A 15,284-nucleotide genomic window follows, 5' to 3' on the forward strand; every position below is an offset into this window, starting at 1 on the left:
ATTATAGTACGGATTGATATGCTTTTAAGGTTTCTGTAGCAGCCTGTTTCCAGGTATACTTTTGTAAAATCCGGCTTTGTAATTGCTCGTTAACAGGTGCCCGGCTCGCTTTTTCAATTGCGGAAAAAATACTTTGTGCCGATGAAGGGTGGCAGTAAAAAGCATCATCGCCAAAATATTCGCGCACATCGCCTTTATCGCTTATCACAATGTTGCAACCCATCAGGGCAGCTTCTATTGAGCTAAGGCCGGTGGTTTCAAACCAACTTGGCAATACATGAACTTTTGCGCGGGCATAGTATTTTACCAATTCTTGCTGGGGCATTTGATCAATAAAAATGATATTACTTGCAGCTATCCGTCGGCATTCCTGGTAGTAAGCAAGTTGATTAGGAGCGTATGTACCAATCAACAATAATCGGTAGCCAGTGTTATTTAAAGCCCGTATTAAGTTGAGCTGATTTTTTATCCCTTCTATTCGTGCCGCGCAAATCACCAGTTTATCGTCCTTGATAACCTGCTTATCATAAACAAAAAGATGCTGATCTGTGCCATTAGGTACAACCATGTGCTTTACCTCGCCAGGATAGTTATTAAGCACCCGTTGGTATTCTGATTGTGAATTTGGCAGGATCATAGCCGCACGACTTAAAATATCAAGGATACTTTTGCGCTGCCCGGTCCATGTATAGGCTAAACTGGCCAGGCTGTCGCGCCCAAGCAGGTATCTGGCCATTGTTTTAACATATTCAACGCCGTCGTTTGGTAAATACTTCAATAGCCTGCCTAAACCCTGGCGGTGTTGTTGGTCGTACTCACTGTAATTACACAGAATGGTTGATACAACAAAAGGTTTGTCGGCTTTATAGCTATGGTACAAGATATCAGCAGGACGGCTCAGGTTAAAAAAATGGAGCAGATCGTAGTTTTTATAGTTGATATTTTCGTTAGCCAGTTTTATTTCAACCCTGATACCCATAAAAGTAAGATGGCGGGCTGTTTGCACAGCCTGTACAGTATCGCCGCCTGGAACGGTGTATAAGGTAGACCGGGTAATGAATGCTACATTAATCATGGCCTGATCCTCCCGATATTGTTTTATGTAACCAATTGATAAACCGTTGAGGGAAAAAACTTACGGTATAAAGCAAATAATTATCAAGCCTAAAAGGGGAGATGCCAATGGCTTTAGATACGTGCATTCGTGCTTTTTGCGGCTGAAAGTTGTTAAGCAACAGTTTTTTACCGCACAATGCATAATAGGAGCCTTTTTTAATTTTATCAGAATATTGTTTTTCACCAATTTCTACCAAAAGATCGCTCTCTGTTTGACTGATAGTTTTGCTTTTAAGTGTGGCATACTTAATATCCCTAAACTTGCGTGGTCGCCATTTTTCATCAATGGTAATTGACTCAGGGTTAAGCCTGACCTTTATAAGGGGGAGCGATAAGTTGCAGGCCTTTTGGTCCTTCAGGATATTAACCCACAAAAAGTGATCTTCGTAGGTATAGGCATGTTCATTGTAACCTCCTCTATCAATAATTACGTTTCGTTTATAAAACACCGATGAATGTATAAACGGGCAAACGGTGTACTTAAGTAACTGAATCTCGTTATTGGTAAAAGCTGGTGGTTTATGGGTAAATAAAAAATGCCCGTTCATATCAACGTAATCTGCCGCCGAACCAATAATGCTATACTCCGGATTAGCAAGCATAAATTCATACTGCAATTCAAGTCGCTCGGCGTGGCAAATATCGTCGGCATCAAAACGAGCTATGTAGCGTGCCCGTGCGTATAGTAAGCCCTTATTAAGTGTTGCTGCTACCCCTTTATTAGTTTGGTATAGCAGTACAATCCGAGGGTCGTTGAAGGATCTGATTACGTCAACGGTATCATCCATAGATCCATCATTTACAATCAGTAACTCAAAATCTGTAAATGTTTGGTTTAATACCGACCTGATCGCGTCGCCTATATATTTACCCGCGTTATAAGCGGGCATCAAAACCGTTATTTGTGGAATTTTAAAATTCATTTGACAACGGTTTTAATGTTTGGTGTTCTTTGATATCAAGCAGCAGCAGCAATTCAAAAAATATCATTACCGATAATTGCTCAAACCAGTATTCTATAAAAAAAGCGGCCAGCATCAACAGCAAAATTGGAAGCCCATAGGTTAATACTTTATGGTGCCGGGTAAAAAAGCCCAGGTAATAAATTGCAAATACCAATAGACCAATAATCCCATATTCGGCAAGGAGCTGATCATAAACAGAAAACGGGCTATTGGTAAGGGAGTGAAAACCGGATCTTTTGCTGAAAAAATTGAGGTACAGGTCAAGATGGTTCACTAAAAAAGAATGATTTATATAAACCAGTTTGTGCGGATAGCCGCCTGCGAATCCAAGCCCAGTGGCACGAAAGGCCAATTTGGACGAAAAGTTACCCATGCCTGCGCCCGTTGCCAGTTTACCTAAGTGCTGTTTTAAAAAAGTAGCTGTTTGCATAAAGCCCATAAGTTTACCCGGTATTTCTGGTACATCATTAGATGTACCAGAAATTGGTAGCTCCTGTTTATGAAGGCTGATAAAACTTATCAGCGGCTTTTGTTCAGCAGGTGTTTCTGTGCTGCTTTGGAACGGCGCGGAGTTAATATCATCGCCTTTTATCTCTATATGTCCCGACTCTGTTTTATAAATATCAGTAGCCTTGTTTATGATCAGGTTTTTAGGATGATTAACTACGTAAATGCTATCAATAAAAATCTGCGCTTTCTTTTGTCTACGTTCCTCGGGGTTTAGAATGCTATCTGGTCGGTAAGTTAAGGGCAGAAGATTTGTTGCCGGGAGTGGTTTATTAGGGTAAAGCTCTTTATGAAACAGGTGAGCTATAGTCTCGCTTGTATACTTATTGTTTTGTGGAGATATTTTAGCCATAAAAACGGCAAGGAAAACAAGGCAAATTACAACCAGGCTTTTTTGATATTTGTTGGTTTTAAAAGCAAACAGCAACAGTAATATAGATACCACTACAAGGTTTAAGAAATTGCTACCGGTGAGCAGGAGCGTTGCCATACACACAAACAGCATCGGTGCATTTTTGCGGGTAAGAAAATAGATAACCCCAAAACCATTTAGCAGGGCATTAGTTGTCGATATATCAAAGGTGATACCTCGTACATAATCGCCCGTGCCGATGAAGTATTTCTGTAACTGTCCCTGGTACGTATATGGGTTTATAGCATGTGTTTCTAAAAAAATCAGGAACAGATTACCGAATGAGAAAACGGCATTTATAACAAAAAAAGCAAGGATTGTTTGGTGTATAACCGCAGGTTCATTTCTGTCAACAGCGAGTTTTACCTGGTGCACAGCCAATATGCATAATCCCCAAAAAGCGAGGCCTGCCAATACAAGTAAAGAATAATTGATATTCGCATAATTACTGCTAATAAGCCAGTTAAAAGCCGCTATAACAATCATTAACGGATAAAAAAGAGGTAGCCGTGAGTTTTTTAAGCTAAACCCAAATTTGAAATTGAATTGAACAAGCGTAAAAAGAACAATAACAGGAATCTTTATTTCCAGCTTTACATTTAAAAACAAAATCAAAAAAGTGAGGAGCTTTAAATCTACCTTGTTTTTGATCTTGTTATAATAAAAAACGGCCTTAGTGGTCAACATTATCCGGGGTTTTCTTTATAATCATTACGACCTGAAAAACGGATTGGTTGCCTGTGTAATAGCTAAAGCAATGCTATTTTACCAATTAAGAAGGTTAAGCAGCCCTTTACGATCGCCGAGTTTTATTTGGGCGGTGATCAGTAAAAAAACAAAGTAGAAAATTACGGCGCAGAGGACAGATAAATATATATTATGAATAAGAAGTCTTGTTAAAAAGCCGCTTGTTACCGCACCAGCTATACAGGTAGCTACAGTTAAAGTAATGTTGTTTAATTCTTTATGTTTATTTTTTGAAGCGTAAAAAAATGCCTGCACAAAGCAAGCCAGTAAAAAGGCAATTGCAGCTCCTTCGTTTTTAAAAAACGGTATAAGTACAATATCACCAATTACATTTATTGTAAAAGTGAGCACAAAGGAACGGAATATCATTTTTAGCTGATTTTGCACAAAAAAAATCGTCCAGTAAAAATTGTTCAAATACATAAAAGGCAGGCAGAACGACAATATTAATATCACATTGCTGTTAACAGCACCATATTTGCCATGGGTAAGTAAATCAATAATTGGATTCCAGCATACGTTTAACAATAAACCGGTTAGTGCTGCAATAATAATCTCAAATCTTAGTAATAACTTGAGGTCAACCTGTTTATAATCGTCGCCTTTAAACAGGCGGGTAAAACGGGGAATAAGGATGGGAGCAATAGCAAGTAAGGGCAATGTTGAAATTTCAAAAATCTTATACGCAAAGCTATATTCGGCCAGTTTTATTGCTGATACCATAAAACCGATAAACAACCAATCAAACCGGGCTAAGGCGGATGTTATAAGTACAACGCCAACCTGCGGTAAGGATTGTTTGAGCAATTGAAAGTACGCCGGTTTATTCCATCGCGGTATTATGGCCACGCCAACATAGCGCTTAAAAAGAATAATACAGGTAAGCAATTCTAAAGTATCGCCAGCTATAAAAATCCAGGTGATATTTTGAATAGTCAAAACATGAAACAGAGCCAGTAAGGCCAAACAAACCCCGCGTACTATGTTAGATACTATCAACATGTAAGAGAGTAGCTTGAATCTTTCCAGTCCGCTGGTAACCTGTTTTAAAGGTGTCGAAAAAAAAATCATTAGCTTACCGATACCGATCAACAAAACTAACCGCGAGAGTTGATTTACATCAGATAGCGCCAATCGGGCAAATAACAGTACCAAAAAAAATAGTAGGCCTGTTAAAATTACATGGAAGGCATAAAGAGATAAGATGTTTTTAATATCGCAGCCTTCGGCTACTTTTTTTATTACAACCTGATCAATCCCAAAGGAAAGGATGTTAAATGCAGCAAGGGGTACAGCCAGGGCCAGGTTTAATTCCCCAAATGTGTTTTTATCTAAACCTACCGAAAGAACGTAAAAAATAAGCACGCCAAACAAATGGTTAATTACCAGTTGAATTGTGTTTGCCGATAGGTTATGGGCAAGTTTTTTTTTCATAAACAAGATACTGGTTTATTCAACCTGCGCATCAGCGTTAAATTTATATACCATAACCGGTAAATCATGCTGATATACTTGTTTATTTTTAACAGATTGAGTGGCCTTACTAAGATAATGATATTTTAACCACGTATTTTTAAAAGCCATTTTAGCAATTATAAAGCCCGCCCGGCCATCTAAAAAGCCTAACAAAAAAATATAAGATTTTATGAAGTGAAAAACCGGAGCCAGCTTCATTTTTATAAAATTGGCATTTTTGCCATTTTCCAGATATTTTACCGCGCTAAGCTTAGCATAGTGAATTATTTTGGTTTCAAGCTCCTGCTTATTCCGTGCCGAATAGTGATGCAGGTACCCGGCTATTTTTTTTACTGTAACCTGTTGGGGTAATATCAGCGTTTCGTGTACTGGTGTTTCCGTCCAGCGTACAAGTGCGCGGTTAAATAAACGGATATGATGATCGCGTCCCCAATTACCAAAGCGGATAAGTTTATCGCCTAAATAAGGTTTAAAAGCAATGTCATAAACTTGGTTATCGTCTTTGTTGTCAAATAATTGAAGTGATTTTATTAAAGTTAAATCGGGTACTTCGTCGCCGTCAACACTTAATATCCAGTCATACCTGGCCAGTTGAATGCCTTTGTTTTTGTTGGCACCGTAACCGCTCCAGTTTTTTTGATACACCCTGCACCCGTAGGCTTTGGCAATGGCAATTGTTTCATCTGTACTATCGTTATCAATAATGATGATATCATCGCTAATTTGTTTTAGCAAGGGTATGCTTTGCGAAAGTATCGCTGCTTCATTTTTGGTAATTAAAACAACGGATATGGGTATCATACTACTAAATATTTAAGAGTACCGGGTGTTGTTATAAGGGGTACCTATCAATATATCGTTTGGTTGGGGTAAAGGGTTGCCCCCGGTTATTAAAAAGTACGCCCGGCCCTATAAATAAAAAAGGTGCCTGTTACAGCACCTCATCTTTATAAATAGTAAACCCCAATAATTATTTTGCTCCGAAAGCTGATCCAATATTCCAGTTTACGCCCAAAGCTATACCGGTTGATTTCAGGTCAACCTTACCATTACCAATACCTGTAAGCGGCAGTTTAAGGTAAGGTTGTACTACAATACTGAATCTTGAATCAATTTTGCGCTGATAGTTGGCATTAACGTTAAGCACACCAAACAGGTGCTTGTTTTGGTTTCTGATTTCGATATATTTTGGATCTAAACCGCTTTCTGCTGAATAGTCATACCGGTAATTCTCCTTCAACATAAAATAAGATGAAAGGCCAGACCCTAATGACAGGGCATTATTGCCTTTTGAATAAACCTGGTAGCTTAGGTTCAAGGGAATATCAAGTACTTTACAGTTAGCCTGAATATTGGTAGTAAATGAAGGAGGCGCATAAGCCGGCGAATACCCGTTTAACCCGGTTGAATATGGTTTTATGGCATAAGCTGCGCCTGTGCTTACGGTAAGTTTTCTGGTAAGCTTTAAAGAAAGTTGTAACCCGTAGTTGGTACCTGTTTGGCTATGTCCAAAGTTGCTCACCGCGTTAGCATCAGAAGCCGCCAGCACAGTAATGGAAAATTGAGGCCTGTTTTTAATAGCCGATGTTTTAACCGCCAACATTTGCTTGCGCTCCTGGGTTGTAAGTTTGTCTGTTGTTGCAGTATCTGGTGGCGCGGTATTGCCAGCTATGTTATTTTGTATCTTGTTTGAGGTGTTATCAGTCCTTTTAGGCGTATGGTCGGTAATTGTATCAACATTAGCACTTAAAGGCTGTAATTTATTACCCAATGAATTATTGATAGCCAGTTTATCAGAGCCATTCACCACTGGGTTATTATTAACACCCTGCAACGGAGCGGTTGTAGTACCAGGACGATGCCCCATGCCATTTACCTGATGATGCGCTTTGGCCAGGCCATTTGTTGCCGACGATGCCTGTAACTGTTGTTGCCCATTGTTTGTCGCGTTACTCACACTGCTATCTGCCTGCACTGGTAATTGATTGTGCGACGATGGATTAGACTCGCCTGGCTGCGCGGTAATGTTAGTAGGGTGATTTTTACCGTTTTTGCTCTGTAAATTATTTTTAACCTGGTTGTTTTTATCGCCGTTGCCGAAAAAGTATAAGCCTATTGCAAGCAAAAGCAAAGCTGCAATGCCCGCAGCGTAGTACATAATGCGAAACACACCTGCTTTTCTATCGGATTTTTTATCCAGCAGTTGTTCCATTGACGCCCAATCCTCCTCCCGAAAAGCAATATGATCTTCAGCGCCGGATATCCCGTCCCTGAATAATTGATCCAACTTATTTTCGCTCTTCTCTTTCATTTCATTATTAATTCAATCAAAACCGACATGCTTATGCTGATAGCACCTATTGCTACAATAGTATGCTGCGCGTTCCCGGCGCTTGTATCCGGCAGTCGCCCGGAATTGATTACCATGTTCTTTAATTTTTCCCTCGCTTTAAACAGGTTCGATTTTGATGTACCTGTGCTGATATTTAATTTTTCTGCTATCTCCTCATGCGAAAAGCCCTCAATGGCAAACAAATTAAACACCGTGCGGTAGGCGTTGGGTAATTGTTGCACCATAGCAATAAGGTCGTCGTATTTTAATTTTTGATCCGGCAGCTCATTATGACCAATGTCTTCGGCAGCGTCAAGGTCGTCATTAAGTGAAAGCTTTAAGTTGCTGCGGTAATAATCAACAGAGGTATTCATCATAATACGGCCAACCCAGGCTATGAATGGTCTGCTGGTATCATATTTTTGCAGGTTGGTAAAAACCTTCAAAAAGCCCTGGTTCATGATCTCGGAAGCTTCATACCTATTGCCGGCGTAGCGCAAACATATACTCATAGCAAAGCCGTAAAATGCCTTGTAAAGCATTTTTTGGTCTTTTCGGCTATGATTTAAACAGCCTGCAATTAATTGCTGTAGTTCTGCTTCTCCCATATAGGCGGGTTAGTATGCCAGTTTTATTCCTTATCTGCACCTAACACGATAAACTATTGTTAAAGGTTGCCTCAGGTAATTATTTTTTTTGAAGAAATTTAAACATCGTGGGGCTTCAAATCAATAATTGCTAAAAGATACAAAAAAACGCTAAAAGTATTGATGTTAGTTATTGTCCTGATCTAAATTGATCATTGTCCAATTATCCTGTACTCCCTTTGGGCCGCCATTATATTTTAAGGTGATCTGGAAGTTTGTCCTGGTCTTTTCGCCCTTAGCATCAACCGAAGTAACGGAAGATTTGATGACAAATACCGAGTCAGCTTTTTTGGCGAATTGATAATGGTCTTCCGAGAATATCAATCTTTTTGATTTTAAGGTGGGGGATACGTACTGTTTGGCTATTTGATAAGCATCATCGCTGCCGGGGAAAGAACTAAGCGAAAATGAATCTGATTTGCCACTTGAAGTAGCAAATTTTACGATCACCATTATAAAAACAAGGCCAGCAACAACCAATATCCAAACACCCGCCATGGCTGTTTTTCTCTTGTGCTGTTTGTCGTTTAAATAGGATTGAGTTGGTTTGGTTTTGGGATAGATCTTCTCCATCTACTCTGGTTAAATAACGTATAAATATAACCGATGCAAATTAAAAACGCATAATTTTATCGTTGCCTTTAGACGAAAAACCGGGTAAAATAGTTTCAAAAAAAGAGCACTCTCTTAAGAAGCAAAAAGCATAAACTTAGGCGGAGGGTTATTAACTATCCAAAAAATAAGTAAGCTACGAAGATAGCTGCTACAATACCTGCAGCATCGGCAATTAAGCCCGCGGGTATTGCATAACGGGATTTTTTGATGCCAACGGTGCCAAAGTACAAGGCGACTATATAAAATGTGGTATCGGCCGATCCATTGAATATACTGCCCAACCGACCGGCAAAACTATCCGGCCCAAAATTTTTCATCACATCAATCATCATTGCCTTTGAACCAGAGCCACTTAATGGTTTCATATAGGCCACCGGCATAGCATCTACAAAGCGGGTATCCAGGCTTGCCTTGGTACAAACCCAACGCAACCCTTCATTCATATAATCTAAAGCGCCACAGCTACGGAAAACACTGATACCAACCAGCATGGCAACCAGGTAGGGGATAATTTTAACCGAAGTTTCAAAACCTGCTTTAGCACCTTCAACAAAAACATCAAATACATTGATTTTTTTTACCAGGCCACCGATTATAAATATTACCGGTATAGCATATAGTAAAAAGTTACTCACCACTTTTGAAACCGTACCAATTTCTGTTTTTGTTAAATGAGTAGTGAAATACCATACCACGAGTGTAATAAAAGCAGTAACACCACCCAGCCAGGAAATAATTACCCTATCAAAAAGATTAATACGCTGCTTTAAGGCAACAACAAGTAAACCTACAACGGTGGCTACGTAAGTAGCTATAACGCAGGGTAAAAATATATCGGCAGGGTCTTTGGCATTCAAAATAGCGCGTTGGGCTATAATAGTGACCGGTAGCATTTGCAGCCCCGAGGTATGCAGCACCAGGAACATAATTTGCGCGTTGGATGCATTTTCTTTATCGGGGTTAAGCTCCTGAAGGCTGCTCATCGCCTTTAAACCAAGTGGGGTAGCGGCGTTATCCAGCCCTAAAAGATTTGCAGAAAAATTCATGAGCATTTGGCCTATGGCAGGGTGTTTTTTAGGCACCTCGGGAAACAGACGGCTAAAAAACGGACCTACAATACGCGATAGAAAGTTAATTGCTCCGGCTTTTTCGCCTATATTTAAAATGCCCAGCCAAAACGCCATGGCTCCAACCAATGGCAGCGCTATATCCATCACTGATGATTTGGATGAATTAAAAATGCCATCAACCAGCAATTTAAACGCTTCAACGTCGCCAAAGAAAATGAGCTTAATAAGAGCGACTACAAAAGCGATCAAAAAAAATGCTATCCAGATGTAATTAAGGGCCATTAGCTATGTTTAAGGCTTTGAAGTTAACGGTTTTGGTTTTTAATATGAAATTCCAATCTTTAAATACTTATTTAACTTTTAAATGATGACCGCAACATCCCTGCTGCTCAATAAAGTAATTACAGATTTTTTGCAAACCGATGCCGAAAAAATTGACTGGGAATACCAATCATCGGCCGGTAAATGGTCAAACAAGCAAATTATAGGGCATTTGATTGATAGCGCGCACATTAATCTGCTGCGTTTTGTACGATGCACTTACGAAGAGAATTTTAAACTGGTATATGAGCAGGATGCTTATGTAGCGGTGCAACAATACCGGCATGTTGCCATTAAGGAGCTACTTGATCTTTGGATACTGGTAAATCGTCAAATCATTCGGGTTTGGGAAAATTACCCGGCCGATAGATTGATGGCGCGTTGCGACAACGGAAAAACCGAACCCAATTTACAAACCGTAGAATGGTTGGCTAATGATTATGTTGAACATCTGTTGCATCACCTAAAACAAATCAAGTAAAATGGCTGGATATTCGGGAACTCCACTGGCAAAAAAGCTGGGTATTAAAAATGCGTCGATAATAACATTGGTTAACGCGCCTGATTATTACCTGCAATTATTTACAGACATGCCTGCTGATGTCTATTTTGTGACCGACGACTCCGTAAAAAAGGATATCATTCATTTTTTTACAAAGCAACGCCTTGAGTTTTTAGCTACTTTACCTCATTTAATGCAGCAAATAAAAGCGAATGGCTCCATATGGGTTTCCTGGCCCAAAAAGGCTTCAAAAGTTACAACCGATATTACAGAGGATATTATCAGAAACTTCGCGCTTGAAATTGGCCTGGTTGATATTAAGGTTTGCGCCGTTGATGAAACATGGTCTGGCTTAAAATTGGTGATCCCTGTTAAAGACCGGGCCGCGAGAACCTGAAAAACTTTTTTGGTAATACCAGCGTAAACAATGGTATGCAAACTTCGGTAAGCTTAAATTTATACTTAACTTAGCATTATTATAAACTACAATACTATGTCTACGATAGAACTTAAACGTGTGAGTGGCGATTTCGGCTTTGAGGCTGTAGATGCCAATGGTCACACTGTAAAAATGGATAGCAGTCCCGAAAGTGGCGGCCAGGATTTCGGCATCCGTCCTATGCAAATGCTTTTAATGGGGTTGGCGGGTTGCTCTGCCATTGATGTGATCAGCATTTTAAAAAAGCAGCGCCAGGATGTTAAAGACTATAAAATGGTGGTAAATGGCGAACGCGAAGCCGGGAAAGAGCCTTCACTTTGGCAGGATATAGATATCGAGTTTCATTTATACGGGGATATCGATGAAGATAAAGCTGCGCGCGCGGTTGAGCTTTCGTTAAATAAATACTGTTCGGTAGCCGCAACTTTAGGTAAAGCCGGTGCCGATATCAAATCAAAAGTGTTTGTACATCCGGCTGTGAGCGTATAAGCATTTCGTAAATTAAATAAACAACAAGAGGCGATAGTTAATTCTATCGCCTCTTGTTGTTTTTAGGTTTTGCTGTAACCATAAGGTTCATGGCTTGGTCGTTTTTTTCATTTTGTTCATTTACCCCATGATGTTTGCACGTATTAAAATTGTTTGGTATATTGTTTATTATTATATAAAATATATTAAAAATATCAGACAGGATTTCTTTGTGGAAAATATCATAAATTACTTATAGTCAATTTATTCACAAAATAATCTTTATTGAAATTAACGGTAGAGGTTTGAAACTTTGTATGGTATAAAAGGTATAATTGTATATATAAACAAGTGAAATACTTAAACATATCCATATGAAATTAAATCCTAAAAAACACACGCTGCTCCTGGTAGGCATTCTATTAGGAGGTAGATTATTTGCCCAAACTACTCCAGATAGTACGGCCACTAAAGATTACGTGGTTCCGTTTTCGGGCAGCAAAATGTTAAATACATGGTCGGTAGGGGTTAGTGGTGGTATTACTACCATGTATAATATTCTGAGCACTAAAGATCAGTCAGATTTTACGCACCCGGCCTCCAGTTTTGGATATGGTTTATATGTTAAAAAGCAGGTTTTACCCGCTATAGGTATTCAACTTGATTTTTTAAGAGGTACATTAAAAGGCTCAAGCGCTCAGCCCGATCCTGCCAACCCGTTAACATCTTACAGTACTAAGCTAAATTGGTCAACAACCCTGGGCGCGGTTTTTACCTTTGCTAACGTAAATTGGGAAAATAAAAAGCCATTTGTACAACCTTATTTGAGCGCATCGGCGGGTGTTATCAATTATACCCCGGTTATTCAACATACCGGCGGGCCAAATCTTCCGTTCAAAGATCCATTTGGCAAAAACAACGCGGCCTATGAAACTCTGATTCCGGTAGGTGTTGGCGTTAAATTTAACGTGTCAAACAAGGTTAACATTGATTTAGGCTACCAGGTTAGTTTTGTTAATACCGATAATCTGGATGGGTACAACTATGGATCAAACAGCGATAAGTTCTCATACATTCACTTAGGGCTTGAATATGCTTTTGGCAGCAGCAAAAAGCCGCAAATGGCAACACATAACCCTGTATCATCATTACGTACCGAATACTTAACAGGTGATGTTAATACCAAAGCAGCCATCCAATCAGAACTTGACGTTGAAAAAGATAAAAATGCCAAATTAAGGGACGATGTTAACGCCACCCTAACTAAAATGACAACAGATAGCGATGGTGATGGCGTGCCGGACGTAAACGATAAGTGCCCTAATACTCCAGCCGGTACAAAAGTTGATGGTTCTGGTTGCCCGCTTGTATTAGTAGTTACAGAAAACGACAAAAAAGTTGTTACAGAGGCTATTAAAGATCTTGAATTTGACTACGGAAAAGCAACACTTCGCCCTACATCACTACCTGGATTAGATAAAGTGGCAGATTTGCTGGTGAATAAAAACTTCAGCCTGAAACTTGGTGGCCATACCGATAATAAGGGCTCGGCAAAACTAAATATGATACTATCAAAAGCCCGTGCCGAATCAATTAAGCACTACTTGGTTAGTAAAGGTGCAAATCCTTCACGTATAGAAGCTGTAGGTTATGGCCAAAACCAACCAATAGCATCAAACAAAACCGCAAAAGGCAGGCAGATTAACAGAAGGGTGGAGTTTACCTTATATTAAAAGAGCAAGTTAGTTTTAGGGTTAAATTGTTATATGCAGGAAAGCCGCTCGTAAGGAGCGGCTTTCTTTATTTAATACTTGTTCAATGTTAATTGAAACGGTTTGTTATTCGCCCTCAAAAAAATCTGCCAGGCCGCCAAAGTAAGTGTATGTCCAGCCTTCGGTAATATCTTCAAAATCCTCATCGGGGATATTGGTATGCCTTAATTCGGCAGATGTACCGTTTTTATCGGCATGAAGTTTAATGGTTACAATGGAATCGTCAGATTTGCCTTCAAAATACCATTGTTGTACAACCTTCTTATTCTCTTCAAATTCAAGGTTTTTACCTACTATGCTGCCGTCCCACATAGAAAATTCCGAACCTGGAACGGTACTCATTTCAGCAACTTCGCCGGTCCACAATTCAATGGTGACGGGATTGGTGATTGCCATATAAATTTCTTCGGGCGTGGCCGGTATGCTGTAGTATTTTTTAAAATCTTTCACCTGCGCAAGTTAGCAAGATTATTTTAAACGTTAACAGGGCCAATAGGTAAAACCGTACGACCGTAAACCTCATTGAGTACATTGGCTATGCCCGTATAAATTGCAGATGCGCCACAAATAATGCCCTCGTAACCTGCAAGGTGTTTAATAGCGGTGTTGCCCGTAGCGTCGCCGGCAACCAGTAAAAAGAATAATACCGTTAACGATGCAAAAACAAACTGAAGCGCGCGGTTTAATTTTAACGTGCCAAAAAACAAAAGCAAAGTAAATACGCCCCAAATGCTCAGGTAAGCGCACATAGCACCTTCAGATGCAGCAGGTACCCAACCAAATTTGGGAATCACAATTAAACCTACCAGCGATAGCCAGAAAAAGCCATAAGATGTAAAGGCGGTTAACCCAAAAGTATTGTTCTTTTTGGCCTCAATTACACCTGCAATTACCTGTGCCAGGCCGCCATAAAATATGCCCATGGCCAGTATCATACTGTTCATTTCAAAAAAGCCGGCGTTATGGATGTTTAATAAAACAGTTGTCATGCCAAAAGCACAAAGACCAAGCGGCGCAGGATTAGCAATGCCGTCCTTAACAGGGGCGGGAGTAATTGATGTCATAATAGGTTTATTGTTAGTTGGTTTATATTGCAAGCTAACTGATTTATATACATTTTACAATTTTTTTTATAACTCTGCGCTTACTTTTGTGTTAAGCAATTACCTATGCAAAAAATAGTATTGATACGCCACGGCGAAAGTACCTTCAACCTTGAAAATAGATTTACCGGCTGGGAAGATGCAGATCTTTCCGAAAATGGTTACCAGCAAGCCCGTAGGGCAGGCCAAATCCTTAAAAAGAATGGTTATAACTTTGATGCCGGTTTTACATCGTATCTTAAACGATCGATAAAAACTATGCATTTTGTATTGGAGGAGCTTGACCACCTTTGGATTCCGGTAGAAAAATCATGGCGGTTAAATGAACGTTTTTATGGCGATTTGCAGGGAATGAATAAAGATGAAGCCATAGCCAAATATGGTTTTGAGCAGGTACAGAAATGGCGACGCGACCCTAACGAACATCCACCGGCCATAACTAAGGACGATGCCCGGTTTCCCGGGCATGACTTACGCTACCAGGATCTCACAGATCGTGAATTGCCATTAACCGAAAACCTGAGCGAAACCATGGATAGGGTACTTCCATTTTGGAACGAAGCTATTGTGAATGCCATGCGCCGAAACCAAAAGGTAATTGTGGTTGCACATGGAAACAGTTTACGCTCATTAATAAAATATATTGATTGCCTGAGCGATGAGGAAGTTACCAAATTAGAGATCCCTACCGCAACCCCCTGGGTTTATGAGCTTGATCACGGATTAAACCGCATAAGGCATTATTATTTAGAATAGCGGCCGTTATATAAAGGATATGATTTATATTAGGCC

At 39.8% G+C, this 15,284-nt stretch carries 16 protein-coding genes; 5 read left to right on the forward strand and 11 right to left on the reverse strand.

Annotated features, from left to right (window positions below; genetic code table 11):
* Nucleotide 1 precedes the first annotated feature (1 nt).
* The 9 genes from QWZ17_RS26715 to QWZ17_RS26755 form a co-directional block, all read right to left on the reverse strand.
* A complete protein-coding gene (locus QWZ17_RS26715) occupies nucleotides 2–1,075 on the reverse strand; it encodes a glycosyltransferase family 4 protein (RefSeq protein ID WP_290308401.1) in 1,074 nt (357 codons plus the stop codon).
* The gene (locus tag QWZ17_RS26720; RefSeq protein WP_290308402.1) at nucleotides 1,068–2,039 is read right to left on the reverse strand and encodes a glycosyltransferase family 2 protein; all 972 of its coding nucleotides are present in this window, start codon (nucleotides 2,037–2,039) and stop codon (nucleotides 1,068–1,070) included. Before QWZ17_RS26720 ends, QWZ17_RS26715 begins: the two co-directional genes overlap by 8 nt.
* Nucleotides 2,029–3,486 carry a hypothetical protein gene (locus QWZ17_RS26725; protein WP_290308403.1) on the reverse strand — a complete coding sequence of 486 codons (1,458 nt, stop codon included), beginning with the start codon at nucleotides 3,484–3,486 and terminating at the stop codon, nucleotides 2,029–2,031. The genes QWZ17_RS26720 and QWZ17_RS26725 overlap by 11 nt, the downstream gene beginning before the upstream one ends.
* A 279-nt stretch (nucleotides 3,487–3,765) precedes the next feature.
* The gene (locus QWZ17_RS26730) at nucleotides 3,766–5,181 is read right to left on the reverse strand and encodes an oligosaccharide flippase family protein (protein WP_290308404.1); all 1,416 of its coding nucleotides are present in this window, start codon (nucleotides 5,179–5,181) and stop codon (nucleotides 3,766–3,768) included.
* Nucleotides 5,182–5,196: 15 nt separating this feature from the next.
* Nucleotides 5,197–6,024: a glycosyltransferase family 2 protein gene (locus QWZ17_RS26735; RefSeq protein WP_290308405.1), complete on the reverse strand. Its 828-nt coding sequence runs from the start codon at nucleotides 6,022–6,024 to the stop codon at nucleotides 5,197–5,199.
* A gap of 169 nt (nucleotides 6,025–6,193) precedes the next feature.
* Nucleotides 6,194–7,534, reverse strand: a complete 1,341-nt coding sequence (locus QWZ17_RS26740) for a hypothetical protein (protein WP_290308406.1) — start codon at nucleotides 7,532–7,534, stop codon at nucleotides 6,194–6,196.
* On the reverse strand, nucleotides 7,531–8,163 hold the full coding sequence (locus QWZ17_RS26745; RefSeq protein WP_290308407.1) for an RNA polymerase sigma factor: 633 nt from the start codon (nucleotides 8,161–8,163) through the stop codon (nucleotides 7,531–7,533). The genes QWZ17_RS26740 and QWZ17_RS26745 overlap by 4 nt, the downstream gene beginning before the upstream one ends.
* A 165-nt stretch (nucleotides 8,164–8,328) precedes the next feature.
* Nucleotides 8,329–8,775: a hypothetical protein gene (locus QWZ17_RS26750; RefSeq protein WP_290308408.1), complete on the reverse strand. Its 447-nt coding sequence runs from the start codon at nucleotides 8,773–8,775 to the stop codon at nucleotides 8,329–8,331.
* Between the two features lie 155 nt (nucleotides 8,776–8,930).
* Entirely contained in the window at nucleotides 8,931–10,169 is a 1,239-nt protein-coding gene (locus tag QWZ17_RS26755) for a nucleoside recognition domain-containing protein (RefSeq protein WP_290308409.1), read from the reverse strand.
* 82 nt (nucleotides 10,170–10,251) lie between these two features.
* On the opposite strand from QWZ17_RS26755, the gene QWZ17_RS26760 reads away from it, so the two are divergent.
* The 4 genes from QWZ17_RS26760 to QWZ17_RS26775 all read left to right on the forward strand — a co-directional run bounded on the left by QWZ17_RS26760 (nucleotide 10,252) and on the right by QWZ17_RS26775 (nucleotide 13,350).
* A complete protein-coding gene (locus QWZ17_RS26760; RefSeq protein WP_290308410.1) occupies nucleotides 10,252–10,689 on the forward strand; it encodes a DinB family protein in 438 nt (145 codons plus the stop codon).
* A gap of 1 nt (nucleotide 10,690) precedes the next feature.
* Nucleotides 10,691–11,107: a DUF3052 domain-containing protein gene (locus QWZ17_RS26765; protein WP_290308411.1), complete on the forward strand. Its 417-nt coding sequence runs from the start codon at nucleotides 10,691–10,693 to the stop codon at nucleotides 11,105–11,107.
* Between the two features lie 96 nt (nucleotides 11,108–11,203).
* Nucleotides 11,204–11,638: an OsmC family protein gene (locus tag QWZ17_RS26770; protein WP_290308412.1), complete on the forward strand. Its 435-nt coding sequence runs from the start codon at nucleotides 11,204–11,206 to the stop codon at nucleotides 11,636–11,638.
* A gap of 353 nt (nucleotides 11,639–11,991) precedes the next feature.
* The gene (locus tag QWZ17_RS26775) at nucleotides 11,992–13,350 is read left to right on the forward strand and encodes an OmpA family protein (protein ID WP_290308413.1); all 1,359 of its coding nucleotides are present in this window, start codon (nucleotides 11,992–11,994) and stop codon (nucleotides 13,348–13,350) included.
* 105 nt (nucleotides 13,351–13,455) lie between these two features.
* Here QWZ17_RS26775 and QWZ17_RS26780 read toward each other — a convergent pair whose 3' ends face one another.
* On the reverse strand, nucleotides 13,456–13,839 hold the full coding sequence (locus tag QWZ17_RS26780; RefSeq protein ID WP_290308414.1) for an SRPBCC domain-containing protein: 384 nt from the start codon (nucleotides 13,837–13,839) through the stop codon (nucleotides 13,456–13,458).
* 23 nt (nucleotides 13,840–13,862) lie between these two features.
* Nucleotides 13,863–14,453 (reverse strand): acetate uptake transporter, encoded by a 591-nt coding sequence (locus QWZ17_RS26785; protein ID WP_290308415.1) that lies wholly within the window; start codon nucleotides 14,451–14,453, stop codon nucleotides 13,863–13,865.
* 105 nt (nucleotides 14,454–14,558) lie between these two features.
* On the opposite strand from QWZ17_RS26785, the gene gpmA reads away from it, so the two are divergent.
* Nucleotides 14,559–15,248: a 2,3-diphosphoglycerate-dependent phosphoglycerate mutase gene (gene gpmA / locus QWZ17_RS26790; RefSeq protein WP_290308416.1), complete on the forward strand. Its 690-nt coding sequence runs from the start codon at nucleotides 14,559–14,561 to the stop codon at nucleotides 15,246–15,248.
* Nucleotides 15,249–15,284 lie beyond the last annotated feature (36 nt).

Source organism: Mucilaginibacter flavus (assembly GCF_030409315.1).
In the GTDB taxonomy this organism is placed as follows: Bacteria; Bacteroidota; Bacteroidia; order Sphingobacteriales; family Sphingobacteriaceae; genus Mucilaginibacter; species Mucilaginibacter flavus.